Origin of the sequence: [Scytonema hofmanni] UTEX 2349, from assembly GCF_000582685.1 — a bacterium.
Taxonomy (GTDB): Bacteria; Cyanobacteriota; Cyanobacteriia; order Cyanobacteriales; family Nostocaceae; genus Hassallia; species Hassallia hofmanni.
The window spans coordinates 4018965-4045834 of record NZ_KK073768.1; the positions used below are offsets into that span (position 1 = coordinate 4018965).

The window sequence follows — 26870 nt, forward strand, 5'->3', positions numbered from 1 at the left end:
GAAGGGCGAGGCTTTAGACCCAATCTTTCGGTAAACTTTTGCGTAAAAGCGTAGCGTTTTTTAACGCACTCGTAGCGCGGAGGTAAGCGCAGCGAAAAGTGTGGTCTTCTCCCAAAGGGAGAGGCTAGCGCCAAGGGGGTTTCCCCCATGAACAACTTTTCAAGACAAAGTGACGCAAAGTTTTTGTGATAAATTTTCGTCATGAATTAATGCAAAGCTGTACTTAGGACTTTTTCAACGATGGAACGCGGTCTTTTATGGTTGCCTTTATTATTTATATTTTTCTGGTTGGCTTGGCAAGGCTCCCAGGAGTATAAAAAAGTTGAAGCTTATCGGGTTTGGGCAGAGCAATTTGACCGAGCTAAGTATGATATTTACTCGGTGTTGGGTCAAAAAGGCAATAATATGACTTGGGGAAAACCCACGCCAAAAGGTTTAATCAAGTTGGAAACTTTTTCTTTGGGAGATGTTAAAGAAATCCGCCTTTTGGTAGATGAAAAAGCAGCAGATACAGAAGATCCACCAGAGAAAGGTCGGTCTATTGAGTTGGAATTTGTCTTTTCCCCTGAGAAGTCGGTGCGGGTTCCTTTTACAGAAATTCCTTTAGCTGCACAGTGGGGTAAGCATCTTCAACAGGAATTGGTACGGATGCAGTTGTAGAGACGACGATTTATCGCGTCTGATCGTAAAGACGTAGCATTGCTACGTCTCTACAATATGTGTGGTGTAGTTTTGCGAGTCTTATAGTAAAGACGTTCCGCCGGAACGTCTCTACAATATGTATGTGTGGTTAAGAAGGCAAATTAACTTTTTTGGCTAAACCCAGAGTCTGCAAAACTTTGATGCTCCACCAAGTAACATCGACTTCCCACCAATACATGCCAGATTTTGCCATTTGGGGAAAGGTGTGATGGTTGTTGTGCCAGCCTTCACCGTAAGTGACAATGGATACCCACCAGAGGTTACGCGAACCGTCGTTTGCTTCAAAATTGCGATAGCCCCAAGCGTGTGTAGCGGAGTTGACAAACCAGGTTGAGTGCCAAAGCAAGACTGCTCTGACAAATATTCCGTAGATGACAAATGACCAGCCACCGATGAGATACAGCAAGATACCGAGAGGAATTTGCAAAAGTAAAAAGTAGCGATCTAGCCAACGATAATATGGTTGTCGTGCTAGGTCGGGGGCATATTTATGATAGATTTCATAATCAAAGAACTCTGAACGAGGGTAGAAAATCCAGAGCATGTGGCTCCACCAAAATCCTCGTTGAGCAGAGTATGGGTCTAAGTCAATATCTTCTGTGTGAGCGTGATGCTGCCGGTGTCCACCAATCCAAAAAATTGGACCTCCTTGCAAAGCCAACGCTCCGATGAGAGCGATCGCATACTCCAACCACTTCGGGACTTGGAAACTTCGATGACTCAGCAGTCGATGATACCCCAAACATATACCAATACTCCCAAATAGCCAGTGGAGGAATATCACTAAAGCTAATGCAGACCAGGAGAAAAACCAGGGAGCAAGTAAAGCTATGCCATGAAATGTAGCAAAAAATACTACATTTGTCCAATTGAGCGTCGGTGAATTTCCGCTCTCAGGAGTGCTGGCAAAAAATTTTGCAGTCATAAAAATTCCTGTCGATGATTGAGGAAGCGATTTGCTTTTGTCAGGAGTTGCAATATGCTCGGCATAATTTGACAGATTTTGCGAGGTTGGTTTTTGAATTGGCTCCGCAGATTGCTGAGACTAGATGCCTCATTCGCTACAAGAGTCATTCTTTTTTTTAGTGCGTTAGGCGCTTTGCTTATACACCTCACGCATTGGTTTACCCGATTATCTGTTCAGCTCTTTCTAAAGCAATCGTTTACAGTTGAGCAAGTACCACTTACATTTTTATGCTAACAGTTCGGCGATTTGTATGCAAGTAGCACTTGCATTTTTCTTTATATGTCTTCTCAATCCCATTCAGCTCGTCAACGTCTGATTCAAGCAGCACTTGAATTATTTACCGCTCAGGGAGTCAGTGGCACCACAACCCGTCAAATAGCAGAAAAAGCAGAAGTCAATGAAGTGACGCTATTCCGGCATTTTGGCAACAAGCACGGGCTACTTTTAGCTGTGTTGGAAGAATCCGCAGCCTTTAAAAATTTAGGTGAGTCTCTTGTTCGTCGAGCAATTCCACCTGGTAATGTGTATCAAGCTCTGAAAGATTATGCAAGTGAAAGCTTACACGCATTAGAACAAGTTCCAGAGTTTGTTAGGTCTGTGGTCGGTGAAGCAGATCAGTACCCAGCAGAAAATCGTCGCGCTTTGGGACGGGGGTTAACGGAAGCTAACCGTTATGTAGCAGAGTACTTAGCTACTGTAATTGAACATGGACACTTAAATACCTATCTCCCGGCAGAAAAACTAGCTAGTTTGTTAAATGGGATGCTGCTGGGATATGCGGTAATTGAGTTTACGAGTGAATTTCACGAACTTTGGGAAGATAGAGATGATTTTCTGGAGAATTTGGTGCAGTTGTTTTTACAGGGAGCGATGTCACCGATAGTTGAGACAAGTCAATATTCCTCAAGTTTGACTGTAATAAATTCTAGTATTAGGGAAGTGGCTGATTTGCCGGCTTCTTTAGTCCATCAAATTCTGCAACAAGCGAGAAAATTGGGAGTGCAAGATTATGCATTGGCATATGTGTTATTTGCTGGTGGGTTGTCTGTTCGGGAATTAGTTGGTTTAGAGCGATCGCATCAATTTTACGATAGTCAAGGACACTTTCTGCAAATTGCTACAACTACCGGATTTCGCCAAGTACCTGTCAATCAGTGGATAATGGGTAGTCGCTATGGTTCCTACACCAACAATCCATTAACTAAATGGCTGAAAAGTCGTAAAGATAATCAACCTGCCATGTTTATTCATGAATCTGGCTCGCCAATGTCAGAATCACAAATTGACGTACACTGGCACATGTGGACACAAGGACTGTTAACACCAGAAGGACAACCACCAGCAATTATTCAAACACAACAAACTTGGCGTGTAGAAATGTTGATGCGCGGCATGAGCTTGGAAAATCTTAGCATTTTAACCGGATGCGATCGCACTCAATTACAACCCTACGCCAAAAGAGCCAGAGAAAAAGCCGCTTTAGAGGAAGCAACTCGTTTAGACCAGAAACCGGGATAGTTGTTAGTTGATGGTTGTTAGTTGTTGAGTGAATGAGAACGATTAACTTTGATTTGAGCATTTGTAACCGCAGCTTGTGTTGCAATTACAACAACTTCTCCATTTATAACTACGGCTTCTTCATTTGTTACTACAGCTTATGGTTTGGTCACAACAACTTTTATTTACATAAGGAAATCTTATCCTAAGGTTAAAATAGCTTATGTTATGGTTATAACCACAGCCTTTGACATCAGGAGTTATGCAAAAAATGATACAGCAAATTGCGTTTTTATTGAATACACGTAGAGACGTTTCGCCGGAACGTCTCAGAGCGGGTTTTGGGTTTTATGCATGTACCTCCTAAGGAGTGAAATATGCTGTATATCAGCCCTAAAAAATTCGTGAAAAAATTAGATCCCCGATTTCTTGAAGAAGTCGGGGATCTCAATAAAATCTATTTTCACGCTTGCAAAGACGATATTACTTGTGAGTTCGCCAAACTATAAAATATACTCATTAACTGCACGCACCAACTACTTTGAAAACCGACAGCATCTTTTATCGCATCTTTCAAAGCTTACCCAGCACTTTCTTTGAACTGATTAACCAACCAGCATCACTTGCTGACGTTTACCAATTTTCTTCAGTAGAAGTCAAACAACTAGCTTTTAGAATTGATGGTGTATTTTTACCCAATACTTCAGAACTAGCTATTTATTTTGCTGAGGTGCAATTTCAACCAGATAAAAAATTTTACTCACGTTTCTTCGCAGAAATCTTTAACTATCTGGATAAAACCGAATTAATCAACAACTGGTGTGGTGTTGTCATCTTCCCCAACCGCAGCGTTGATACTGGAGCTACCGAGAGGTATACAGAATTACTCAATTCACCACGAGTGACTCGTATCTATCTTGACGAATTAACAGCGATCGCGGCATCATCTATCGGGATTGAGACAGTAAAATTAATCATCGAACCAGAATCAACAGCGACAACAAAAGCTATAGAGATAGTCAACAGCGCTCGACAACAAATCATCGATGCCGCCCAACAGAGGGAAATTATACAATTAATAGAGACGATATTAATCTACAAATTGCCGCGCTTGAGCCGGGAGGAGATGGAAAAAATGTTTGGATTAAATGAGTTAAAGCAAACTAGATTTTATCAAGAAGTTTTTGCTGAAGGTAAGCTTGAAGGTAAGCTTGAAGGTAAGCTTGAAGGTAAGCTTGAAGGGAAGGAAGAAGGTAAGCTTGAAACCATACCTCAGTTATTGGCGTTAGGTTTGAGTATTGAACAGATAGCTCAAGCGTTAGGTTTGGATGAACAAGTTGTTAGACAAGCCGCATCGAAATTATAAAGCGATGGGGAGTGCGTAAGCCCTGCCGATTATGATTAGTCAAGTTTGATGACATCTTCATAAATTTCTGCCATTGTCAGCTTTAAACCTACTGATTTTTTGAAAACAAAACAACCAGAAATACAATCTTTACCCCAAGAATCACAAGCAGAGGTCACAACCGAACAAATAGATTTAAATGAAACTTCAACCGATAATTCTCAACAGTCCTACCGTCCAGCTTCCGGACGTTCCATTCTTAAACACTTAGGTACATGGGCTGGCGATGATTTGGAAGAGTGTCTTCAATCAGTTTACGCTACTCGTGGCAAAGCCAAATTTGATTATGATAACCCATTTGAAAAATAATGTACTTGCTTGACACAAATCACTGTAGTGGTATTATTTTGGGCGAACCAAACGTTATTCGTAAAGTGATCGAAGTTGGAGAATTAAACATCGCCACTTGTGTAATTGTGCAAGGAAAACTTACATATATGATGGAGAATTCTGCACAAAGAGAAATTAATCTCGTTCGCTTGGCAGAGTTTATCGAAGATATTCGTATCTATCTACTTACATAAGATATAGCTACTATTTACGGTCAACTCAAAGCCAGTTTGATCAAACAATTTGGTCCCAAAGAAAAGAGCAAGCGGCGAAAAACTAAAATTACTGAATTAGGATTCGATGAGAACGATCTGTGGATTGCGGCGTTGGCGTAGCCCAACCTAGGCATCGCTTTACAACATAATCTGACCATTATCTCGGCAGACAGCGACTTTGAGCGAATTCAACAAGCCAGAGGATTATCGGTTGAGTCCTGGCTTTGAATCCCTTAGAACTATAGAATAATAATCTAAGCTTTGTAACACCTTTTACTACTAAAAGAAATAATTTAGTAGCAAATTTGACAAAATTGGAACGACAAAAGCTTGTAGCATCAAAAACGCTTGTGATATTTCCTATGGATTCCCGGATTCGCTTTTTAATGTGCGCCCCTGACCACTATGATGTGGACTATGTGATCAACCCCTGGATGGAAGGGAATATTCACAAGTCATCACGCGATCGCGCAGTGCAACAGTGGCAAAAACTGCATCTTCTCCTCAAAGAACACGCTATTGTAGACTTGGTTACACCCCAGAAAGGTGTACCAGATATGGTATTTACCGCCAACGCTGGCTTAGTGTTGGGTAATAACGTTGTTCTCAGCCGCTTTTTACACAAAGAGCGTCAGGGTGAGGAACCTTACTTTAAACAATGGTTTGAAGAAAACGGCTACACAGTCAACGAACTACCGAAAGATTTGCCCTTTGAAGGTGCGGGAGACGCACTTCTAGACCGAGAAGGACGCTGGTTATGGGCGGGATACGGCTTTCGTTCAGAATTAGATTCTCACCCCTATTTAGCTAAGTGGCTGGATATCGAGGTGGTGTCTTTACGCTTGACAGATGAGCGCTTTTATCACCTGGATACTTGCTTCTGTCCCCTTGCCAATGGCTATTTGCTGTATTATCCAGGTGCTTTTGATTCTTACTCCAACCGCATGATTGAAATGCGTGTCGCAGCAGAAAAGCGGATTGCCATTGAAGAAGCGGACGCGATCAACTTTGCCTGCAATACGGTAAATGTAGACCATATTGTGATAATGAACAAGGCTTCGGATGCTTTGAAAGCAAGCCTGAAAAATGCGGGTTTCCAAGTGATGGAAACACCGTTAACAGAATTTCTCAAAGCAGGTGGTGCGGCAAAATGTCTGACACTGCGAGTGACGGAACCACTACGTGATGAAGTTCACGCCAATGTTTCGGTAGAAAGTCGAATTATTCGCATTGAAGGACACTTGCTCGATTCTGGTTTGATTAACCGCGCTTTGGATATGATTATCGATAGCGGTGGTAGTTTCCAAGTGCTGAATTTCAACTTGGGAGAACAGCGACAAAGTACTTCAGCCGCTGAAGTGAAGGTGTCGGCACCTTCCCATCAAGTGATGGAAGAAATTATATCTCACCTAATTGATTTGGGTGCGGTAGATTTGCCCCAAGATGAGCGCGACACCAAACTTGAGCCTGTATTGCAAGCAGGAGTTGCACCAGATGATTTTTATGTAAGTACGATTTATCCGACGGAAGTACGGATTAACGGTGAATGGGTGAAGGTGCGATCGCAGCGGATGGATGGTGCGATCGCTGTGATCGAAACTCCTAATGGTTGGTTGGCGCGGTGTAAACTTTTACGCGATTTAGAAATAGGCGAATATGTAGTTGTCGATGTGCAAGGTATCCGCACCATCCGCAAACCAGAATCGCGAGAACAACGCAACGCTCAAGAATTCAGCTTTATGTCGTCGGGTGTTTCCAGCGAACGCCGCGTGGAAATAGTTGTGGAGCAGGTGGCGTGGGAGTTACGTAAAATTCGCGATACGGGTGGTAAAGTAGTTGTCACAGCCGGACCTGTGGTGATTCATACTGGCGGTGGCGAACATTTGGCACGATTGGTGAGAGAAGGATATGTCCAAGCTCTGTTGGGTGGAAATGCGATCGCAGTCCACGATATGGAGCAAAATATGATGGGGACTTCTCTCGGTGTCGATATGAAGCGGGGTGTCGCTGTGCGCGGTGGACATCGCCACCATTTGAAGGTAATTAATACTGTCCGCCGTCATGGTAGCATTGCTGCGGCTGTGTCTGCTGGGGAGTTTAAAAGTGGTGTGATGTATGAGTGTGTCCGCGCTGGTATACCTTTCAGCCTTGCGGGTTCGATTCGCGATGATGGTCCATTACCAGATACGCAGATGGATTTGATTCAGGCTCAGGAAGAATATGCAAAGCTGCTTAAAGGTGCAGATATGATTTTGATGTTATCATCAATGCTGCACTCTATCGGCGTGGGGAATATGACTCCGGCTGGGGTGAAGATGGTTTGTGTAGATATTAATCCAGCTGTGGTGACGAAGTTAAGCGATCGCGGTTCCATTGAATCGGTTGGTGTGGTGACAGATGTCGGGTTGTTCTTGAGTCTGTTAGTGCAGCAGTTGGATAAGTTGACTAGTCCTTATCAAGCTGTGGTAGGTTAGGAAAACGAACCGCACCAGGCGCAGAGGTAAGAAAGGGATGGAAGGGGTAGCTTTTAAGAGTGGGTTACAAGTTCGTTGGGTCAGTTTTATTGCTGACTTTCTGCTTGCGGGGATGGTTGTCGGACCCCTAGCGGCTCCTTTTCTTGCTGCGTCTAAGTTGCCAATTTTAAGTTTGATTGCGGACATTATTTATTTCATGGGAAATCATGTATGTCCGCAACCTAATATGGGGTTAGATTTGGCACCGCCGTTTATTATGGCTGTGTGTATGCGCTGTTACGGTACGGTAACGGGTTTGCTAATTACTCGGTTGCTGTATGGGGTGACTGGTGGTAAAGGTTTTTACTGGTTGAGTCAGTATGGTTGGAGTGGTGCGGCGACTTCAACTGTGTTAATGATGGCTTATCCGTGGGAGTTAGCAGCGCAGGTTTTGGGTTGGTGGAATTTTAACAATTATTTGGTTACACCTTTTGGGTTAATTACGGGTTTGGCTTGGGGATTGTTTACTATGCCAATATTGCATCATCGTAAGTCTTAATTGATCCCCAGCTAGAGCATTCTTGACTTGTGTATTGCGGGTTAACCGCAACCGTGACTCGTTTAAATACTTTTCCAAAGTACTTAACCCAAACACGAAACTCATACCAAGATGCGTCATTTATAAACTTAGCTAGACAATGATTTTTCACCATATTTTTAATTCTCAAATCTGTGCGCTAAACGCGCCCCGCTTCGCTAACGTAAGCGATCAAGTCGTTGGACTGAACTACGCACCGTGCAAGCTTCACTGCATGGTCTTTACGTTGCCTACTTATTTTGAGATGGCGTTTTCCTAAAACCTGTCTAGCCTTGCCTCTATTTTTTGAACCTTTTGTCTTCTTTGATACCCGACGTTGAGAACCCTTAAGAACTTTTTCGCCTTGACGCAAAAATTTAGGATTCTTAACCATTACGCCAGTCAAAAGTCACTCATTCAAAAGGTTCATATATCAAAACTTGTGCCTGTTTGAAATGGTATGTTTATTTACGCCGTGCTGTACTAGACATTTTACGGCTACAGGACTTAATTTCTAGTGAGTGTTTGTTTGAGCCATGCTGTTGTCTTAAGAGCCGCTTCCTCCACTACCTCTGGTTGGTCGTAAAAGGCAATGTGATTTTCTGTACTCATCCAGTGTAAACTTTTCTGATTGGTTGGTATACTCTGGAAGAAGCGACGCGCACCATCAGGAACTAAAGCGGTATCTGAATGAATGACCAAAGTAGGAGCCTTGATATCACGACCAGCATCAATAGCATTGAATTGTAAGAAAGGCTCAAAGAACATTACTGCTGAACGATTGACCCAGCCAGAACGCAAACCACGTTTGGTTCCATAATAATCATAGGCTTCTTGACCAGGCATAGCTACGTTAAGGTTTTTTGGGTCTACGTTGGTCATGTAATCAACTTGACCAGTTTTTTCATATTTAATACGTGCCTCTCTACCCATGTTGAGACGAGCTTTGTAGTTCTCACCCAACCATTGACGCATTACCTGCGGGTCATGATAGAAGCCAGCTACGGTAACAAGGGCGTTAATTGAAGAGTCCATTGCCGCCGCTTTTGCAGAGTATCCACCACCTGAACAAATGCCCATTAAAGCAACTGCATCAGGCTTAACTTCCGGTAATGCCCGTAAAAAAGTTACTGCACTGTGAATATCCTCAACTTTCATTTGTGGGTTTTCAAACTGGCGGGGTGCGCCACCACTTTCACCAAAGGTGCGATGATCAAAGGTCAAAGCCACAAATCCTTGCGCTGCTAACTGACGGGCGTAAACTTGACTTACTTGCTCTTTAACGCTAGACTGCGGCCCTACCACAACCACAGAAGCTTGTGGTGCTTTGATGTTCGCTGGTAGATAGAGATTACCTACTACCTTTGTACCCTGGCTGAGAAATTGAACTTTACGAACTGATATCTGATTCGCTGCAACAGTTTGGCTTTGGGTAGGCATAGATTTGGCTTCAACAGTTTGTAAGTCAGCAGTAGCGGTTAATGGTAGAGCTAGTAAACCAAAAGAAGCGAGGAAGAGTGTTTTTACAGCAATTTTTTTTACAGACAGCATGATGTAAGCTCCTTGAGTTGGGGTATAACTGGATTTGCGGCTGTTGTGGTTGTGTTCCCTTGCCGATAGTTAAATACTCGCAGAACTCACTACTGGAAAAATTGGAAATTCTTGCTCAATTTTTAAACTGTTTTAGCGAAAGCGCGTGGAGTGACACCAAAAGCACGTTTAAAGACATTATTAAAATGAGACTGGTCAAAAAAACCCACAGCTAATGCTACTTCCGAAAGGGACAGTTGGCTTGTGAGCAGTAATTTTTTCGCTCGCTCTAGTCGTAGGCGCAGGACAAACTGATGCGGTGCTAAACCTGTGGTGTTCTTAAACTGGCGGGAAAAATAATAGTCGGAAACTTGGGCGGCACAAGCAAGTTGGCTGAGGCTCAATTCTGTACCAAGTTGTGTTTGTGCGGTTTCAATTACGTCTTTTAGTTGCTTCGATGATAGTTTCCCTTTTGGATTTAAAGGTTTTTTGGCATTGCGGTGATGTTTGCTCAACAGGTGCAATGTGAAAGACAGGGATAGAGTTTGTGCATACAAGGGTTCCCCCGGTTGGACCAACTCTTTTGATAAAGCTCTAGCATAGTTGTATGCCAACTCATCTGTGATGCAACGACGTTCAGCAAAGGTATCAATGGCAGTTGGGGCGCGGTCTTCGAGAATGGCATTGATCAAATCCGGTGAGAGTGCAATGGCTGCTACTGTCAGTTCATCCTGCCAGAAAGGAGCGTTGGTTTCGCCATCTGATTGAAGGCAAAACCCCCCAGGCGGCAAAATGTCTTCATGGGTTCTTCCGCCGCTACGCCAACCAAAACGTACACAGCCGCCTAAATTGACGATCAGTCGATGCCCTTCAATATAATGTTCTGGAAGTTCCATCGGCTTGAGCCTTTGTACTTCTAGGGTGAAGTTGTGATGCCATCCTGCTTGAAAACTAGACAGAACAACCGAACTATCTGGGGCAGATGGAAAACGCTGCCCTGTGTGCGGATTAATTAAATTAATACTGCTGTGCAACGTCACGGCTGGGTCTTCAATTTTAAGAACTTATCTTAATTGATTCTGGATGTTGTCATTATCCCTAATTTTTTTCCCAAGGTGACTCTGAACCGGATTTTTGGGGTTAGGAACTGTAACTTAATTTGTAGACAAAGCTACCCAGTACTACTCATTTTTGGGTAGCTTTTCTCGTGCCATCCGCTCTACCACATCACTTAAGCTGTTTGCTCCTAGTTCTAGCTGTTTTTTTTCTAACCATTGAATAGCTGTTTCAGTCAAAGTCATAGTGAATCTACGTTTCGGCTCACTATAGATTTTTTTACCTGCCATCTTGACAACCTTTGTTTAACTCATATACGATATGAGCATGACACATTTGAAAGGTCGAGTCAAATGCAGCTAGTTGAAAGACACATTATCAGCCGTCAGCATAAATTTTGGTCATATTGCGATTATTTGGCGTTGCAATCCAAACATCTTTACAATTCTGCTAACTATGTTCAACGTCAATACTTCTTTGAAACCAAAAAGTATTACAACTCGATTGATATTTACCATCAAACTAAGAACTTAGAAGCCTATCGATATCTACCAACTAAAGTTAGTAAACAGATTGTTCGTAGAGTTTCTGAATCTTGGTCATGTTGGTTAGCAGCATTAAAAGACTGGTCAAACAATAAAGAAAAGTATTTAGGTAAACCAAAAATGCCTGGATACAAGCATAAAGAGCGTGGCAGAAATGTTGTCATCTGGATAGCTTTGTCTAGATTTTAACGAGCGGTGATAAATCTTTAGATGGTTGAGTATCTGCGTGTTCGGGTTGCTGAATGTCTGGGTATCCAGGTGGTTGAGTATCTAAATTTTTGGATGGCTGGCTTTTTAGCTGTTCGGATGGCTGAATTTCCGGGTATCCAAATGTTTGGGTACTTTCTTGTGCTGGTATTTTAGCTATTAGTTTGACATAACAGGTAATGAACAATCATGATTAGTTAATTCGTCCTTAATGACAAAGGACGAATTAACTAATCATGATTGCTGAAAGCTAATAGTAGAATAAAGTACAGACCTTCATCTGCGGATCGTTAGGGAGAAAGAGACATTGGATGAGCTGAGGACGGCGCTAGAGCTAGCAACCCAAGAAGAATTGCAGGATTTAACGGCAATTCTGTTTGGTCGTAAATTTAATCCTATAGATTATGTTCACACACCAGAACCGATAGAAGTGCAAAATCAAGACCACAAAGCTTGGCTAGATGCACTCGAAGCACGCTTTCGCTTTTTGGCGGCAGATGGTATCACAGTATTAAGGGGACGGACAAAGCTGGTAACTTACCGAGAAGCTTTGATTCAAGTATGTAAGTATCTAAAAATTCGCTACTATCATCAACTAGCAACAGTTGATTTAGAAGCAGAAGTGTTTTTGCATCTTTTAGGGCATGTGTGGAAAAAATTACCCGAAAAAGAAAAGCAAAAATTGAATGTGGAGGTGCAGCAGCAGCTTGCCAAATCTAAATCGAATCAACCGTTACCACTTTCATTACAGCACGATCCTTTAGGGTTGCTTTTCAAAGGTGGTAGCGCGATCGCTATGACTACAATTATACAACCATTGTTGCTCAAACAAATCGCCCGTCAATTTGCGATGCACTTTGCCACCTATCAAATAGCCCAACAAGCAGCAGTTGAAGGTGGGATAATCGCAACAACGCAGTTTCAAAACTATGTAGCTTTGCAGATGGCACGACGGGGTATGGCTGTGAATGCAGCTCGTTATACCGCAGTCAAAAGTGTATTTTCGATGTTAGGACCAGTAATGTGGGGTTGGTTTTTTGCAGATTTAGGATGGAGAGCGATCGCCACCAACTACGGTAGAATTATACCCACTATCTTTGCCTTAGCTCAAATTCGCCTCACCCGCACCGAATGTTGGGAACCCGTTTGACAACTGCTTTTCGCCATCCCAATCCTAATTTACAATTTCCTTGGAACTTGGCTCAACTGGGATTATTTATCTTTCCGTTGAGTCCGTTTTTAGGAGCGGTAACTCTAGGTTTTGCATCATTAATAACTTGGTTACGACAACACCGCACAGTTATTCGCCGTCCCCTCAATTGGGGATTTGCCCTCTTCGGTGTATTGTTAATCATTAGCTGTGCTTTTGCTGAGAATAAAACAGAAGCTTTCCTTGGCTTGTTTAATTTCTTACCGTTCATTTTATTTTTTATCGGCTTTAGCGCTTTAATTCAGACACCCAACCAATTACGCCAATTAACTTGGAATTTAGTCATATCTTCCATACCTGTGGTGATTATTGGCTTTGGGCAATTATTTTTTGGCTGGACTTCTAAATTAGAAGTTTTGTGGATTGTCTTGGAAATAAACATCCTACCCCAAGGAGATCCACCAGGTCGCATGGCTTCAATCTTCATGCACGCTAACACCTTAGGTGCTTATCTGATGATAGTTTTAATCCTGGGGTTAGGGTTGTGGTTAGAAAGCTATCAGCAGTTGAGAGGAGAAAGGGGACAAGGGGGACAAGGGGGACAAGGGGGACAAGGGGACTTCTTGGAGACAAGGGGACAATTCTTTCTCCCCGTTCCCCCATCCCCCTATCTCCCCTTCCTCTTCCTCAGTGTGGTATTAATTGCCAACTTTGCAGCGTTGATTTTAACTAACTCGCGCAATGCTTGGGCGATCGCAATTGCTGCCTGTTTCGCTTATGCTGTTTACCAAGGTTGGCGGATTCTGATCGCTTTTGTTTCTGGTATCGTTGGTAGCGTCATGTTAGCTGCTTTTGCACCCCAAGCGATCGCAGTTATATTTCGTCAAGTCGTTCCTGCTTTCTTTTGGGCACGCTTAAACGACCAAATGTATCCCGATAGACCAACAGCTTTAATGCGAAAAACCCAATGGCAATTTGCTTGGTCTTTAGCTGAACAGCGTCCTTGGACTGGTTGGGGTTTACGCAATTTTACTGCACTTTACAAAGCACATTCACAGATTCGCTTAGGTCATCCCCACAACCTGTTTGTGATGCTTTGTGCTGAAACAGGGTTTCCCATTACTTTATTGTATTGTGGTTTACTCGGTTGGATTTTATTCATGGGTGTCCAAGTATTGCGAAGGTCAAAAGATATCGACGAAGAAGACAAATTGATCCTTTTTAGTTACCTTCTTGTCTTGGTCGGGTGGGTGCTATTTAATACGGCAGATGTAACTTTATTTGATTTCCGATTGAATACTCTAGCTTGGTTGCTGTTTTCTACTGTTTGTGGAATAATCTATCGCTACAAACAGCTAGAAGTCAGGGAATAAAAATCAAAAGTTAAAACCGCCAAAGTCAGCTTTTTTTCGGCTTTGTAGTAATTTGTCAAAAAGTTGGCTCAAAAGTGGTCAATATCTTGTACTCTAATTTTAAATCTGGTAGTGTCGTAAGTAAAAAACACCATTAATCTCTTCGCTTACGTGCGGAATATTGGGTTGTAAACTAATTCAATATTGTTAACCGTGATGCGTCCCTGTATTTTTCTTAATGCTGATGACACATAACCAATTTACTGAAGCTGACACAGAAGCATGGATGTTTTGTACTAACGGTGCGAGTTGATTATTATAATGACGCCGAGTCTTTACACGAAATACTCAAAGAGTTGTCTTGGAATTTAATTAGCCGAGAACAGTTCAATATCTTTGAGACAGAGCCAATGTATGTTCTGGTTTTCCAAAAACTCTAACTATACAAAAAAATTAAATTCGCTCTCAATGTCGTTTCACTTTGCGATCGCATACAGAAATGAGCCAAGAAAAATTTTTACAAGGTCGTGTGGCAATGGTAACAGGTGGAGCTTCTGGTATCGGCAGAGCTATGGCGATCGCTTTTGCTGAAGCTGGGGCTGATGTAGCGATCGGCTCCCGCACTGCTAGCACAAGTCCGTGCAAAGCTGAAATTGAAGCACGGGGAGTTAAGGCTATTGCAGTAAAGCTTGATGTCACATCAACTAATTCGGTGCTGGCTTTTTACGAGGCTGTAGTAAAAACCTTCGGCAAAGTAGACATACTTGCTAATTCTGCCGGAATCGCTGCCGAACAAGCAATATGCGGTCATCCCGACGAACTCTGGCATCAAATCATAGATGTTAACCTCAACGGTGTCTATCGCACCATCAAGCTTTGTCTGCCAGGAATGATTGAACGCAAGTGGGGACGCATTATCAATATTGCTTCCACCGCAGCTGAGGTAGGTTCTCCCGTACATGCCGCCTACTGTACTTCTAAAGCCGGGATAGTGGGACTAACCCACTGCGTGGCTTTGGAAGGAGCGCCTCACGGTGTATCCTGCAATGCCATTAGTCCAGGCTGGGTAGAAACTGACCTTGCCAAAAAAGCATTTAAACGTTGTGCTGAAGCAGAAGGCAGAAGCGCAGCTGAATATATGGAGGAAATCAAGCAGGGTAATCCCCAGAAGAGAATTATACAGCCGGAAGAGATTGGCTCTCTAGCTGTTTTCCTTTGCCGCGATGAAGCGTTCGGTATGACAATGCAGAATATTACGGTATCTGCTGGTTCCCTTTGGTAAAATTTACTGCTCTAGTTTCAAAGGAAAATCATGGGACTAATCAAACTAATGCACGCTAAACTCCATATCTGGAAGTGTCATACGTCCCTTGGGAATACTTGACAGGAAGAGAGAATTTTAACCAGTTTAAACATTTGTACTTGAGATAAAATTAGCAAATTTATAGATGCTTTTATCGCTTCAGTAAGCGACAGCAAATATAACATACAATAGCTCTACTTGACCTATTTTAAGGAAAAAATGTTGGGTTGGATATACATGATTTTGGCAATCCTTTTTGAAGTAGCAGGCACTACTTCTATGAAATTCTCAGAAGGGTTTACTAGAGTATGGCCCTCAATTTTCATATTCCTCTTCTATGCTCTTTGTTTTAGCGTCTTGACGCTCGCTCTCAAAACAATTGAAGTAAGTACTGCTTATGCAATCTGGTCTGGTTTGGGAACAGTCTTGATAGTAACCATAGGGATTTTGTGGTTTAATGAGTCAGTTAGTCTTGGAAAAATATTATCAATAGTACTGATAATCATAGGAGTGGTTGGTCTGCAACTAAATAATGAAACCATTGCCGACGAGGGCAAAGGAATTTTGTCTAGTGACGATGCGAGTTTGAACCACTTTGAAACTACAAACCCGATAAAAACACCAGATATACTTCCCCCGTCCTCTGACAGTGCTTTGATAATCCCGGAAATGTCGGTAAAAGAGCCAGAAATGGAAAAGTTGCCAATTAATCCAGTAGAGTTGTCAACGAAACAGACTGAGGAGCAAACTAACTGACTCAGATCAACTGTTCAAAATTCAGCTTTACCGAAGAAAGCTCTTAGTACAGAATTTCGCTTTTTTCGTAGCGAATCCTAGAGAAAAAAACTCTGCGTCACTCTGCGCTTACCTCCTTTGTTCCTCTGCGTTAAAAAAGGCTACGAACTTACGCCATCGCTGTACTTAGAAAATTATGTCTAGTTATTGATTTTTTTGGTTAAAAGCTCAGGTGCAGTTAATTTCAAGTAATGCAACCCCGTAGAATAAGTGTATCAACAAGAAAAAGACACCTCAATAGTCAACTGTTATGCTCACAACCGCTGATTTTCTTCAGTACACTCAATGGTCAGGAATTGCTAGCTTGGTTTTGGCTGCGATCGCAATCCTGGGTTTTATTTTAAAATGGGGCATCCGCTTTCGGCTAGTGGGTGCGGCTGGCTTTATGCTGGTGATGACGACTGGTTTGTTTGCACTGTCGTTGGCACCTTTGAGTCGCACGGTGATTCCGGGTGCAGTGAAGTATTCTCTAGTTTATGATAATGGATCTACACAAGCGGTGATTGCGATACCACCGAGCATTACTCCAGAGAAATTAGAAGCTACTTTACGTCAAGCAGCCAGCAATTTATATTCTTACGGACGCTCAACTTCACGGGGAGATAACCAACTGATAATTCGATCGCGTACTATTATCCACCCACAACCTGGGCTTTCTGTGCCACTATACTTGGGTGAGGTAAAGCGATCGCTTACTTCTCGTGAAAAATCAGAAATTGCGATTGAAATTTACCCCGAAAAATTCGCGCTACTCCCAAAACCAACCGCTTAAGAAGAGGGGTAAAGGGGAAAGGGGAAAGGGGAAAGGGGGGAAGAAAAGAAAAAAAGTTTATGCGTATTTTAAATAACTTCTTCACCTTTCCCCTTTTTTCCTTTCCCCTTTCCCCCTCCCAGATTGGTGATTGCAATATTCCCGACTTATTGAAGAAGTCGGGAATATCACCAAACATAAAGCTTTAGCATATCTTTAAATATTTTATCCTGTTTTATCCTTCTTTTTATAGATAAGTTGAATAATTCGCTCTGGAGTTTATCTAAACTTACTAAATGTATCGCTGCGATCAATTGTATGTAGTACATAATGCCAAGGCTTTCTCATCTGGTTCGCAAACAGCCTGGGTGTATTGCACATCTCCCGAAAAGACGTAGCATTGCTACGTCTCTACATCTTTTCCAACAGATGTCTATTGCACTCAATTGATAAACTTAACAAGTATCTTCGTTGTTTGTAGAGATACTTGCATCTTTTTGTATGAATTCAACTACCTCACTGCTCTTTAGACATAGACCTTAAAAAAAATGTAGAGACGTTCCGGTGGAACGTCTTATACGGTTTATGGATAACGCATATTTAAATTCAGTCAATGTCTTTTGCTTTGCAGTATTTTATGCTAAAAAATTGTTTTTTCCATGAAAAATATTTGTATAAATCATTTTGAATCTTCGCAACAGATAACTATATAACAGTCAATAAAAAATAGGGATATAAAGAACCATGCTAATTGATAGTCGTAATTTACCTACAGATGAAGTCATTCAAACTGAAGTTTGTATTGTAGGTGCAGGTCCAGCCGGAATTACCTTAGCGCGAGAATTTATTGGACAAGATTTTCGAGTTTGTTTATTAGAAAGTGGTGACTTAGAATTTAATCAAGAAACACAATCTCTTTGTGAAGGTGAAACTATCGCTGATAATTTTCCCGAACTACATGAGATACGTCGGCGTCAGTATGGTGGACTAGCTAATGCTTGGGGTGTTGAAATATATAACAAGCAAATTGGTCTGAGACATATGCCTTTAGACGAAATAGACTTTGAAAAACGCGATTGGTTGCCATATAGTGGATGGTGTTTTAATAAATCTCATCTTAATCCTTTCTATGAACGCGCTCAAGCAGTTTGCAAGCTGGGAAATTTTGCTTATGAGGCTGAAGCTTGGGAAGATAATAAATCTCCCCAACTACCCTTCAACAATCAACGTGTAACTACTAGCATGTTTCAGTTGGGACCTCGTGATATTTTTCTCAAGGAATATCGTGATAAAATCAATCGTTCCGCTAATATAACTACCTACCTGAATGCGAATGTAGTCGAAATTGAAACTGACGAAACAGCCAAAACTGTAACTCGTGTCAAAGTGGCTACTTTGGAAAAGAAGATATTTTGGATAGCGGCAAAAGTATTTATCTTAGCTACTGGTGGAATTGAAAATGCCCGGTTATTATTACTATCAAATAAAACTCAAAAAAATGGCTTAGGTAATCAAAATGATTTAGTCGGCAGATTTTTTATGGATCATCCCTTAATTCGTTCGGGTGTGATTTTGCCTAATAATCCCAAAATCTTCAATTCTACAGCTTTATATGACTTACGCTTAGTAAATAATGTCCCTGTAATGGGAAAAATTACCTTAGCTCAAGAAGTTATGCATCAAGAAAAATTACTCAATATGAGTGCGTTACTTTTTCCCAGACATAACAAATTTACAACGGCGATTTTTCCCACACATAACGAATTTAGAACTGCGGGAAAAGCTTCTTTAAAAATCTTGCTTGCCGCAACTCGACGCGGGAAAATACCTCAATATTTTCCTAAACATTTAGGGAATGTAATTAAAGACTTTGATAGTCTTTTTCTTCAATGGTACAAACGTCACTTTCAAAAGAAACTGATGTTTTCTAATTTAAGCCAGGGTGGATGGTCGTACCAAAAAAACAAAGATAAAAAGTTTACAATGTTTGAAGTGGTGAGTCAAACTGAACAAGCTCCTCATCCTGATAACCGGGTAATGCTTAGTAGTCAGCTTGATAAACTTGGTTGTGCAGAAGCGCAGTTAAATTGGCGCTGGACTGAAACTGATATTAATAGTATAAAGACTTCCCAAGCAATTTTAGCAGATGAGTTTGCTCGCGCCGGATTGGGCGAATTCCAGATTGCATCGGATGGAGAACTTCCTCAAGTTCTATCTATCAGCACACATCATCATATGGGCACAACCCGGATGCATGACGATCCATCTCAGGGTGTTGTCGATGCAAATTGTCAAGTTCACGGTATCTCGAATTTGTTTTTAGCCGGGAGTTCGGTTTTCCCTACAGGTGGCTTTGCTAATCCTACTCTGACTATTGTCGCTTTGGCTGTGCGGCTGGCGGATTATGTGAAAAGTCGCTGTTTTTAGTTGCCTGACGACTGAAGTCGCGGCTACACAAACGAAGTCCACCTGCGTGGACTAAAGGAAAAATAAAAGTCTTAGCGGGAGCAGGTAGGCTTTGTTCGTATAGCCTCACCCTAGAAGGGTGGAGGTGCAAAATATAAGTTAAATAATATGAAACTTTTTTTGGCAAACTAGAATATATGCCTAATCATTTTCCATCCTACTTTGTCTACTCAAACTTCTAATTCATTATTTACTCTGACGATCGCACCCGCAAAAGTCATTCGTGGTGCCGGTGCGTTGACGAATTGCGCTGAAGCAATTTCTCGTTTGGGAAATCGTCCGCTGATTTTGGGAGGCGATCGCACTCTCGCTTTGAGTCAAACTTATTTACAACCGGTTTTACAACAATTAGAAGTTGCTCAAGCATCTTATGGCGCAGATTGTTGTGAAGCTAGTTTAAAATCTTTACACAAAGCTGCTACATTACATCAAGCTGATGTAATTATCGGTGTTGGTGGTGGTAAAGCACTGGATACAGCCAAGTTAATCGCCCATCAGTTACAGTTGCCTGTGGTAACAATTCCTACTTCAGCCGCAACCTGTGCCGCTTGGACTGCCCTTTCAAATGTATACTCAGAAACGGGCGCGTTTTTATATGACGTGACGCTTTCTCAGTGTCCTGATTTATTGATAGTCGATTATGACTTAATTGAAACTGCCCCACAACGTACTTTGGTAGCGGGAATTGGGGATGCGATCGCTAAATGGTACGAAGCCTCTGTTAGCAGCGGACACTCAGAACAGACTTTAATTATATCCGCAGTCCAACAAGCCCGGATTTTGCGGGACATTTTGTTTCAAAAGTCAGCCGCAGCGCTCCAAACCCCAGGAAGCGAGGTTTGGCAAGAAGTTGTAGACGCTACTGTTTTACTCGCTGGGGTAATTGGCGGAATTGGTGGCGCACAATGTCGTACTGTTGCGGCACATGCAGTGCATAATGGTCTAACCCACATTTGCAAACACGACAGTATTCACGGCGAAAAGGTCGCTTACGGTATCTTGGTGCAACTACGCTTAGAAGAAATGGTACAGGGAAATCAACTAGCTGCTGCCGCAAGGCAACAGTTGTTGAAATTCTATACAGAGATTGGGTTGCCGCAAAAGTTGAGCGATTTAGGTTTGGGCAACATCACTTTAGGTGAGTTGCAAACAGCGGCAGAAATTGCTACTTCGCCTAATTCTGACATCCATCGACTACCATTTAAAGTGGTATCAGAACAGTTGATGGCGGCGATGGTTTCCACCACTGCACCAATAGATACTACAGCTTTGCGGGTAACAATAAGGGGAATTGACGAGGTTCAGGAATGAATTTGGATTGGATTGTCCCAGCGGAACGTATACAAAAACTACCCCCTTACGTATTTGCGCGGTTAGATGAACTGAAAGCGAAAGCGCGGGAACAAGGATTAGATTTGATTGATTTGGGGATGGGAAACCCCGATGGTGCGACACCGCAACCAGTTGTGGAAGCGGCGATCGCTGCTTTGAAAAATCCCGCCAATCACGGTTATCCACCGTTTGAAGGTACTGCGAGCTTTCGCCGCGCCATTACTAATTGGTATCATCGTCGCTATGGTGTAACTCTCGATCCAGATAGCGAAGCTTTGCCGCTACTTGGTTCTAAAGAGGGATTGACACATTTAGCGATCGCCTATATAAATCCTGGCGATTTAGTTTTGGTTCCTTCTCCCGCTTATCCCGCACATTTTCGCGGACCGGCGATCGCTGGAGGCAAAGTCCACAGCTTAATTCTCAAACCGGAAAATGATTGGTTGATTGATTTAGGAGCAATTCCTGATGACGTTGCTCAAAGCGCGAAAATGCTGTATTTCAATTATCCCAGCAATCCCACCGCTGCCACTGCCCCCCGCGAATTCTTTGAGGAAATCGTCGCCTTCGCCCGGAAACATGAAATTATTCTCGTACACGATTTATGTTATGCTGAGTTGGCTTTTGATGGCTATCAACCCACAAGTTTATTAGAAATTCCCGGTGCCAAAGAAATCGGTGTAGAGTTTCACACTCTTTCTAAAACTTATAATATGGCAGGTTGGCGTGTGGGTTTTGTGGTGGGAAATCGCCATATAATTCAAGGTTTGCGGACTTTGAAAACCAATCTTGATTACGGCATTTTTGCGGCTTTGCAAACTGCGGCAGAAACGGCTTTACAACTGCCTGATGTATATTTGCATGAAGTCCAGCAACGCTATTGTACCAGACGCGACTTTTTGATTCAAGAGTTAGGAAAGTTGGGTTGGGATATTCCCAAAACCAAAGCGACGATGTATTTGTGGATTAAGAGTCCCGAAGGTATGGGTTCAACAGATTTTGCGTTGAATGTCTTGCAGCAAACTGGTGTAGTGATGACACCGGGTAACGCTTTCGGGATTGCTGGTGAAGGATATGTGCGGATAAGTTTGATTGCGGATTGCGATCGCTTGGGTGAAGCTATGCGACGTTTTCAGCAAGCTGGTATTCGCTATCAAAGCGAGGCTGTTGTCTCTACATAATAATCCCATGCCAGCTAAAGACATCTACCACGATGCTGTAAAAAACGCTTTAATTAAAGACGGGTGGCTGATAATTGCTGACCCTTACATCATTAAATATGAAGACGCTGAACTGTATGCTGATTTAGCTGCCGAAAAACCCATTGCCGCAGAACACCAAGGGCAAAAGATTGTCGTAGAGATTAAAAGCTTCGTTGGTAAATCTCAGATGTACGACTTTCACAATGCTCTTGGACAGTACATTGTCTATCGCAACCTCATCAAGCTTACAGAACCTGAATATCATCTGTACCTTGCAATCGACGACATTGTTTACTCAAACTTCTTTCAACGTCTGTCAATTCAAGTTATCACCCGTGAAAATAACTTGAAATTAATTATCGTAGACACCCAACAGGAGAAAATCGAGCAATGGATACACTAACCCATTATCGCAATACTATCCAAGAAAAACTTAAGAGATATTATGAAACGATTAATTCTCATACTAACACCAGCGCAGAAACTACAATTAGCGATCGCCTTATACTAGACGAAAAACGCGATCAATATATTTGGCTTCGTTGCGGTTGGGATGGCAAAAAACGAGTCCAACACATCGTCTTATACCTTCAGATACAAAACGATAAAATCTGGGTTGAAGAAGACAGCACCGACTTGGTGATTGTAGATGACCTCTTGGCAGCAGGTATCCCCAAAAGTGATATTATTTTAGGCTTCCATCACCCTAGTAAACGAGCATTCACCGAATTTGCGATCGCCTAATTTATTCCTTGAAAGTCCCTCAAGTAGCGATTAAACACAGGGCGATTGATGCCTTGGTCATGCAAGATTTTGTGAGAAAATGTAAAAATTGAAACAAATACTTACGATATTAAGCAAACTCATCAGCGAGAACTTTGGCGGTAAGGGCATCACCACTATTGCGTCAAAGCTCACAGGAGAATACACATATGGCTTCGTAACTCGCTACTTCCGACTGGCGATCGCCAACGTCCTCTCCAATATCATGATACCACTGGCAAATTTAGTCAGTGTCATTTTCTTGGGTCATCTAGAGGAAATCCACCACCTAGCTGGAGTTGCCCTAGCTGGAAACCTGCTTAACTTTCTCTACTTCGTTTTAGTCTTTTTACGGATGGGCACCACCGGGTTAACAGCACAAGCTGTAGGACGAGATGACCGAGAGGGTATGTTGTTGGTGGGACTGCGTAATGGTTTAATTGCTGTTGTGCTGGGTGGAGCGATCGTACTGTTGCAGTACCCTTTGGGATATTTGGGGTTTGCTCTGCTAGATGTCACCCCTGAGGTTAAGGCTTCAGGTCTTTCCTATTTTAACACCCAGATTTGGGGAGCGCCTGCCATTTTGCTCAACTTCGTCCTGTTTGGCTGGTTACTGGGACGGGAAAAAAATGGCTTAGTTGTGCTGTTGTCGGTCGTGGGTAATGCTGCCAACATCGCACTCGACTACCTGTTTATTATCCACTTGGGCTGGGAAAGCATGGGGGCAGGAGTGTCTTATGCTACAAGCCAATATCTGTCTCTATTGGTGGGATTGATTTTTTTGTGCAAAGAAATCCAGTGGCAAGAGTTACGAGAGGTAGCTGGAAAAATTTGGGACACCTCAGCGATACGCTCCACCTTGACTTTCAATGGAAACATCTTTATTAGCAATTTAGTTCTGATGTTTACCTCCTTAATGTTTAACTATCAGGGGGCACAGATGGGGACGATTATCTATGCTCAAAATGCCTTGCTCTTACAGATATGGAATTTGAACTTCTATTTTGTAGAAGGATTGGGATATGGCACAGAAACTCTGGTCGGAAACTTTAAAGGAAAAGGAGCTAAAGAACAGTTACTACCCCTGGCTAAAGTTTCTGTTTTAACTGCTCTGCTGGTGGGATTATCTTTCAGCGGAGTGTGTTGGGTATTTCCTGATACGGTTTTTGGGTTGTTAACCAACCACACCGAAGTCACCGAAAACATTCATATTTTTGTTCCCTGGTTGCTACTTGCCCTGATATGCAGTTCAATAGGTTACATGCTAGATGGGTACTTCTTGGGTTTGGCAGAAGGGCATACTCTCCGCAATGTTAGTTTAGTTGCTCTTGCCGTGGGATTTTTACCTGCGGATATAGCCGCCATTAAGTTTGAGAGTAACCATATTTTGTGGCTGGCTTTTCTTTTGTTCGACGCAATCAGAATGGTAATGCTTGGGGTACAGTTACCCAGGACATTTGCTCGTGATGTTGAGGATGGTAGTGTCTCAGTTCCCGCTATAGAAGCAAATCGCGACTTTCCTTTAAGTATTGAAGCAGATCGTCAACAGATGCTAGCCGAAAAATTGGAAGTTTGCCTGGATGAGAAGTCATTACAAGAAACTGACGGGAGTTTGAAAGCCCTGTGACTTTAGTCCAGGGATGAAAAGCGACGCGGCAGGATTTATCCTGCCTAGAAATGAACACAAACAATGAATATTGTGTTAATATGAATGAATCAGCGGTAATTCGCACATAAAAAGCCAAGTAGGTCTAGTGGACAGTTCCTGATCCAGAACCCTGGGGGCTAACCCAAAATCTTGTACAACTGATAACTGGGAACCAAGAAACGAGTTTTTAAGTAAAACTGCGCTTCATTAAACGCTGCGGGATACTCAGTGTAAGCTTGTTGAGGGTAAAGTCATTGGACTCCCCGTGAAACAAGAATCCGCTGCCTAAGGACAGTCCGTCACCGAACTGCCTCGGCTACAAAACCGTGCGTGAGACTTTCACCTCACACGGCTCCTCAATGATTTGGCTATTGTCATTAGTACCTCTAACAGCTTTATCATCATTTGCTGTTTTTGTATCGTGGCAATGTCGATGAAGTAATTGGAGATTATCTTGTGTGTTTTTTCCACCCTTTGAGCGCGGTTTTTTGTGGTCTATCTCCAATAAATCTCCATTTTTAAAGAACAATTCGCAGTGAGCGCATTTCCCTTTTTGCTTTTTCAAGAGTTTTGATACCCTTGCTGCCACTTCTGGGTGCATTCCCATTCTAGTACTCCAATATATCCAATCTCCGTCGTAAGGGCTGCAATCTCCTCGCACTTTTATGTGTCTAACAATTGGTGTTTCTGAGTGCTTAACAAGACGCATCTTTTTGTTACCCTCTTTCCTGCTAGCAAAGACCCATCCTTCACCCTGGTCAATAAGCCAGTAGCGCTTGGCTATCCAATGGGAGTCTTTTTGTGGATGACGGAAACTTGACCAAGCTTTTAATTGTTGATAGATAAGTTTGTCCATTCCTGAGAGAATTTCCTTACTTACCACCGTGCTGTAGTAGTTAGCCCATCCCCGAATAATTGGGTTTAATCGGCTTATTAGTGCCTCTTGAGGTGCAGCCTTATGGGTTTTGATGACACTACGTAATGACCTAGCATAGAGTTTTATCTTTTTCTTGCTTGGTTTAATGAGGGTTTTAAAACCAAGTAGAGTTCCGTTGTTTTTCCCAGACTGGTATTTTCCAACTGGGTATTGTCTAACGTTGAACCCCAAAAAATCAAATCCCGGTTTTTGTCCTTCATGCTCATTGAGAGTATGAGCTAAACGGGTTTTGCTTGGTTTCAATTCCAATCCCATGCTTTTTAACCATTCGGCAATAATTTCTTGGCATCTTTCGACTACCGATAAATTTTCGTGTAAAATTAGGAAATCATCGGCGTATCGAATCAGGAAGGCATTTTTAGACACCTGCTTTATCCGATTTTCCATGCCATGTAGGGCGATGTTAGCTAATAATGGTGAAATCACACCGCCCTGTGGTGTCCCTTCGGATGTATCAGAAAATATGCCTTTATCTATCACTCCCGCTTTTAACCATGCACGAATTTGTCGGCGTATGGTGGGGAATGTATTCAGTTTGTCCAAGAGTGCCTCGTGGTTGATGCAATCGAAGCATTTCGAGATATCGGCATCCAGTACATACCTGGATTTTTGCGCGATTATTGTAAAAATTGCTTCTATGGCATCGTGGCATGAGCGCCCAGGTCTAAAACCGTAGGAGTTTGGCTCAAAACGAGCCTCCCATTCTGGTTCTATTGTTTGTTTAACAAGCGCTTGTAGCGCCCTGTCGTACATTGTGGGTATTCCTAAGGGGCGTTTTTCCTCACTTCCAGGTTTGGGTATCCAAACCCTTCTGGTCGGTTTGACCTTTCGGTTTAAACTCAGTTTGGATGCAAGTTCTAGTCGTTGTAATGGTGTTAGTGATTTAACCCCGTCTACTCCGGCTGTCTTCTTGCCCTGATTATCCTGAGTTACCTTTCGTACTGCTAAACACTTTGCAGACCAAGACCTCATCAATGTTTTCTGGAGTTTGCGAACTGCCTTGACATCTCCACGCTGAGTGGCTCGATAAATTCGTTTTTGCAACTTGAATACAACACGCTCTAGCTTCCGCCAGTTTGTATCCTTCCATTCCACCATCGGTTTTTGTCTTAGCAAGGGCTTTGACTGAAGCCGTGTATTAGACATATATATTGCTACTTACAACTTTATTTTCCAAATCATCGTGAGTCCGTCAGCATATCTCTGCCATTACAGCAGAGCGTTGGCTTCTGACTCAATCCTTTCCCCTTAATGCATACGGTTAGCACCTACTCAGTATCGACCGACTGAGAGCGTTAAGGGGGTTACTTCGTTCCTGACAACCATTGGTTGAACCTTTAGAGTGATGCTGTCCACCGGGTTTGTGGGAAGTGCTTATTGGTCGGAGACGGAACCGCCAATTCCCTATCCTTTGCCTTTTGGCTCCAGCCTCAACAGTGTTCAGGCATTGCCTTAAATCCTGTTTTCCCGGAAGGGTTAGCCTTTAAGCTGGTTCATGATCACGATGGTTCAAGCGCATCTTCAAGCCGAGGCTTTGCTCATGGGTTCTTGCTAGGCGGGTTTCCAAATTAGGCTTTCAGATACCGCCATGATTCCCCGTTACAATGGTCACTTAGGGTTGCTAACCTCAAGTGTGGGGGACTTGCTGTCACCGCTGCACCTGCGGGAAGGGACTTCTCAAAATATAA

At 42.6% G+C, this 26870-nt stretch carries 25 protein-coding genes and 1 pseudogene; 19 read left to right on the plus strand and 7 right to left on the minus strand.

What is annotated here, in order from left to right; all coding sequences use genetic code 11:
- Nucleotides 1-240 precede the first annotated feature (240 nt).
- Nucleotides 241-660 carry a hypothetical protein gene (locus tag TOL9009_RS0123130; protein WP_029635001.1) on the plus strand — a complete coding sequence of 140 codons (420 nt, stop codon included), beginning with the start codon at nt 241-243 and terminating at the stop codon, nt 658-660.
- Nucleotides 661-790: 130 nt separating this feature from the next.
- Here the strand turns inward: TOL9009_RS0123130 and TOL9009_RS0123135 are convergent, their stop codons facing one another.
- Nucleotides 791-1627 carry an acyl-CoA desaturase gene (locus TOL9009_RS0123135; protein WP_029635004.1) on the minus strand — a complete coding sequence of 279 codons (837 nt, stop codon included), beginning with the start codon at nt 1625-1627 and terminating at the stop codon, nt 791-793.
- Nucleotides 1628-1948: 321 nt separating this feature from the next.
- Between TOL9009_RS0123135 and TOL9009_RS0123145 the strand changes: the two genes are divergently transcribed.
- The 6 genes from TOL9009_RS0123145 (at nt 1949) to TOL9009_RS0123175 (ending at nt 8128) form a co-directional block, all read left to right on the plus strand.
- Nucleotides 1949-3187, plus strand: coding sequence for a TetR family transcriptional regulator (locus TOL9009_RS0123145; RefSeq protein WP_029635006.1), 1239 nt, complete (start codon nt 1949-1951; stop codon nt 3185-3187).
- Between the two features lie 520 nt (nt 3188-3707).
- Nucleotides 3708-4532, plus strand: a complete 825-nt coding sequence (locus TOL9009_RS0123155) for an Rpn family recombination-promoting nuclease/putative transposase (RefSeq protein ID WP_029635008.1) — start codon at nt 3708-3710, stop codon at nt 4530-4532.
- A 120-nt stretch (nt 4533-4652) separates the two neighbouring features.
- The gene (locus TOL9009_RS49590; protein ID WP_398344930.1) at nt 4653-4880 is read left to right on the plus strand and encodes a DUF2281 domain-containing protein; all 228 of its coding nucleotides are present in this window, start codon (nt 4653-4655) and stop codon (nt 4878-4880) included.
- Nucleotides 4880-5095, plus strand: coding sequence for a PIN domain-containing protein (locus TOL9009_RS50215; RefSeq protein ID WP_313770071.1), 216 nt, complete (start codon nt 4880-4882; stop codon nt 5093-5095). The genes TOL9009_RS49590 and TOL9009_RS50215 overlap by 1 nt, the downstream gene beginning before the upstream one ends.
- Before the next feature lie 383 nt (nt 5096-5478).
- The gene (gene argZ / locus TOL9009_RS0123170) at nt 5479-7590 is read left to right on the plus strand and encodes a bifunctional arginine dihydrolase/ornithine cyclodeaminase (protein WP_029635013.1); all 2112 of its coding nucleotides are present in this window, start codon (nt 5479-5481) and stop codon (nt 7588-7590) included.
- Between the two features lie 37 nt (nt 7591-7627).
- A complete protein-coding gene (locus TOL9009_RS0123175; RefSeq protein WP_029635015.1) occupies nt 7628-8128 on the plus strand; it encodes a DUF2085 domain-containing protein in 501 nt (166 codons plus the stop codon).
- On the opposite strand, the pseudogene TOL9009_RS44645 reads toward TOL9009_RS0123175, so the two are convergent.
- From TOL9009_RS44645 to TOL9009_RS48510, 4 genes and pseudogenes are all read right to left on the minus strand, one after another.
- Nucleotides 8127-8546, minus strand: a pseudogene (locus TOL9009_RS44645) (RNA-guided endonuclease InsQ/TnpB family protein); the annotation flags it as partial. The gene TOL9009_RS0123175 and the pseudogene TOL9009_RS44645 overlap by 2 nt on opposite strands.
- A gap of 107 nt (nt 8547-8653) precedes the next feature.
- Entirely contained in the window at nt 8654-9697 is a 1044-nt protein-coding gene (locus TOL9009_RS40215; RefSeq protein ID WP_051503001.1) for an alpha/beta hydrolase, read from the minus strand.
- 122 nt (nt 9698-9819) lie between these two features.
- Complete coding sequence (locus tag TOL9009_RS42280; RefSeq protein WP_144238315.1) at nt 9820-10716, minus strand: AraC family transcriptional regulator; 897 nt, start codon at nt 10714-10716, stop codon at nt 9820-9822.
- A 141-nt stretch (nt 10717-10857) separates the two neighbouring features.
- A complete protein-coding gene (locus TOL9009_RS48510; protein WP_221928652.1) occupies nt 10858-11022 on the minus strand; it encodes a hypothetical protein in 165 nt (54 codons plus the stop codon).
- 63 nt (nt 11023-11085) lie between these two features.
- On the opposite strand from TOL9009_RS48510, the gene TOL9009_RS0123200 reads away from it, so the two are divergent.
- Complete coding sequence (locus TOL9009_RS0123200; protein WP_029635020.1) at nt 11086-11466, plus strand: hypothetical protein; 381 nt, start codon at nt 11086-11088, stop codon at nt 11464-11466.
- Here TOL9009_RS0123200 and TOL9009_RS0123205 read toward each other — a convergent pair.
- On the minus strand, nt 11456-11671 hold the full coding sequence (locus tag TOL9009_RS0123205) for a hypothetical protein (RefSeq protein WP_029635022.1): 216 nt from the start codon (nt 11669-11671) through the stop codon (nt 11456-11458). The two genes, TOL9009_RS0123200 and TOL9009_RS0123205, sit on opposite strands and share 11 nt — an antisense overlap.
- Before the next feature lie 120 nt (nt 11672-11791).
- Between TOL9009_RS0123205 and TOL9009_RS0123210 the strand changes: the two genes are divergently transcribed.
- The 11 genes from TOL9009_RS0123210 (at nt 11792) to gntT (ending at nt 24224) form a co-directional block, all read left to right on the plus strand.
- A complete protein-coding gene (locus TOL9009_RS0123210) occupies nt 11792-12634 on the plus strand; it encodes a YaaW family protein (protein WP_029635024.1) in 843 nt (280 codons plus the stop codon).
- Nucleotides 12616-14007 (plus strand): O-antigen ligase family protein, encoded by a 1392-nt coding sequence (locus tag TOL9009_RS0123215; protein ID WP_029635025.1) that lies wholly within the window; start codon nt 12616-12618, stop codon nt 14005-14007. Before TOL9009_RS0123210 ends, TOL9009_RS0123215 begins: the two co-directional genes overlap by 19 nt.
- Nucleotides 14008-14485: 478 nt before the next feature.
- On the plus strand, nt 14486-15268 hold the full coding sequence (locus tag TOL9009_RS0123220) for an SDR family NAD(P)-dependent oxidoreductase (protein WP_029635027.1): 783 nt from the start codon (nt 14486-14488) through the stop codon (nt 15266-15268).
- A 258-nt stretch (nt 15269-15526) separates the two neighbouring features.
- On the plus strand, nt 15527-16045 hold the full coding sequence (locus tag TOL9009_RS50220; protein ID WP_313770072.1) for a DMT family transporter: 519 nt from the start codon (nt 15527-15529) through the stop codon (nt 16043-16045).
- Nucleotides 16046-16334: 289 nt separating this feature from the next.
- On the plus strand, nt 16335-16856 hold the full coding sequence (locus TOL9009_RS0123230) for a Ycf51 family protein (RefSeq protein WP_029635028.1): 522 nt from the start codon (nt 16335-16337) through the stop codon (nt 16854-16856).
- A 723-nt stretch (nt 16857-17579) separates the two neighbouring features.
- Nucleotides 17580-19262, plus strand: coding sequence for a GMC oxidoreductase (locus TOL9009_RS0123235; protein ID WP_029635029.1), 1683 nt, complete (start codon nt 17580-17582; stop codon nt 19260-19262).
- 201 nt (nt 19263-19463) lie between these two features.
- Entirely contained in the window at nt 19464-20612 is a 1149-nt protein-coding gene (locus TOL9009_RS0123240) for an iron-containing alcohol dehydrogenase family protein (RefSeq protein WP_199341576.1), read from the plus strand.
- Complete coding sequence (locus tag TOL9009_RS0123245; protein ID WP_029635032.1) at nt 20609-21814, plus strand: aspartate aminotransferase; 1206 nt, start codon at nt 20609-20611, stop codon at nt 21812-21814. The genes TOL9009_RS0123240 and TOL9009_RS0123245 overlap by 4 nt, the downstream gene beginning before the upstream one ends.
- Before the next feature lie 7 nt (nt 21815-21821).
- The gene (locus TOL9009_RS0123250; RefSeq protein ID WP_029635034.1) at nt 21822-22238 is read left to right on the plus strand and encodes a XisH family protein; all 417 of its coding nucleotides are present in this window, start codon (nt 21822-21824) and stop codon (nt 22236-22238) included.
- Nucleotides 22226-22579, plus strand: a complete 354-nt coding sequence (locus tag TOL9009_RS0123255; protein ID WP_029635036.1) for a XisI protein — start codon at nt 22226-22228, stop codon at nt 22577-22579. Before TOL9009_RS0123250 ends, TOL9009_RS0123255 begins: the two co-directional genes overlap by 13 nt.
- 88 nt (nt 22580-22667) lie before the next feature.
- Nucleotides 22668-24224 carry a guanitoxin biosynthesis MATE family efflux transporter GntT gene (gntT, locus tag TOL9009_RS40230; RefSeq protein ID WP_242055685.1) on the plus strand — a complete coding sequence of 519 codons (1557 nt, stop codon included), beginning with the start codon at nt 22668-22670 and terminating at the stop codon, nt 24222-24224.
- Between the two features lie 337 nt (nt 24225-24561).
- Here the strand turns inward: gntT and ltrA are convergent, their stop codons facing one another.
- Nucleotides 24562-26328, minus strand: a complete 1767-nt coding sequence (gene ltrA, locus TOL9009_RS0123265; RefSeq protein ID WP_029633952.1) for a group II intron reverse transcriptase/maturase — start codon at nt 26326-26328, stop codon at nt 24562-24564.
- Between the last annotated feature and the right edge of the window lie 542 nt (nt 26329-26870).

Excerpts from the sequence above, each read along its gene's own strand:
- TOL9009_RS0123230 (WP_029635028.1), top strand. The coding sequence starts at position 16,335 with ATGCTCACAACCGCTGATTTTCTTCAGTACACTCAATGGTCAGGAATT.
- TOL9009_RS0123130 (WP_029635001.1), top strand. The coding sequence starts at position 241 with ATGGAACGCGGTCTTTTATGGTTGCCTTTATTATTTATATTTTTCTGG.
- TOL9009_RS0123175 (WP_029635015.1), top strand. The coding sequence starts at position 7,628 with ATGGAAGGGGTAGCTTTTAAGAGTGGGTTACAAGTTCGTTGGGTCAGT.
- TOL9009_RS0123200 (WP_029635020.1), top strand. The coding sequence starts at position 11,086 with ATGCAGCTAGTTGAAAGACACATTATCAGCCGTCAGCATAAATTTTGG.
- TOL9009_RS0123220 (WP_029635027.1), top strand. The coding sequence starts at position 14,486 with ATGAGCCAAGAAAAATTTTTACAAGGTCGTGTGGCAATGGTAACAGGT.
- TOL9009_RS0123145 (WP_029635006.1), top strand. The coding sequence starts at position 1,949 with ATGTCTTCTCAATCCCATTCAGCTCGTCAACGTCTGATTCAAGCAGCA.
- argZ (WP_029635013.1), top strand. The coding sequence starts at position 5,479 with ATGGATTCCCGGATTCGCTTTTTAATGTGCGCCCCTGACCACTATGAT.
- TOL9009_RS0123135 (WP_029635004.1), bottom strand. The coding sequence starts at position 1,627 with ATGACTGCAAAATTTTTTGCCAGCACTCCTGAGAGCGGAAATTCACCG.
- ltrA (WP_029633952.1), bottom strand. The coding sequence starts at position 26,328 with ATGTCTAATACACGGCTTCAGTCAAAGCCCTTGCTAAGACAAAAACCG.
- TOL9009_RS50220 (WP_313770072.1), top strand. The coding sequence starts at position 15,527 with ATGATTTTGGCAATCCTTTTTGAAGTAGCAGGCACTACTTCTATGAAA.
- TOL9009_RS0123245 (WP_029635032.1), top strand. The coding sequence starts at position 20,609 with ATGAATTTGGATTGGATTGTCCCAGCGGAACGTATACAAAAACTACCC.
- TOL9009_RS50215 (WP_313770071.1), top strand. The coding sequence starts at position 4,880 with ATGTACTTGCTTGACACAAATCACTGTAGTGGTATTATTTTGGGCGAA.
- TOL9009_RS0123215 (WP_029635025.1), top strand. The coding sequence starts at position 12,616 with ATGTTGGGAACCCGTTTGACAACTGCTTTTCGCCATCCCAATCCTAAT.
- TOL9009_RS0123255 (WP_029635036.1), top strand. The coding sequence starts at position 22,226 with ATGGATACACTAACCCATTATCGCAATACTATCCAAGAAAAACTTAAG.
- TOL9009_RS40215 (WP_051503001.1), bottom strand. The coding sequence starts at position 9,697 with ATGCTGTCTGTAAAAAAAATTGCTGTAAAAACACTCTTCCTCGCTTCT.
- TOL9009_RS0123235 (WP_029635029.1), top strand. The coding sequence starts at position 17,580 with ATGCTAATTGATAGTCGTAATTTACCTACAGATGAAGTCATTCAAACT.
- TOL9009_RS0123250 (WP_029635034.1), top strand. The coding sequence starts at position 21,822 with ATGCCAGCTAAAGACATCTACCACGATGCTGTAAAAAACGCTTTAATT.
- TOL9009_RS48510 (WP_221928652.1), bottom strand. The coding sequence starts at position 11,022 with ATGGCAGGTAAAAAAATCTATAGTGAGCCGAAACGTAGATTCACTATG.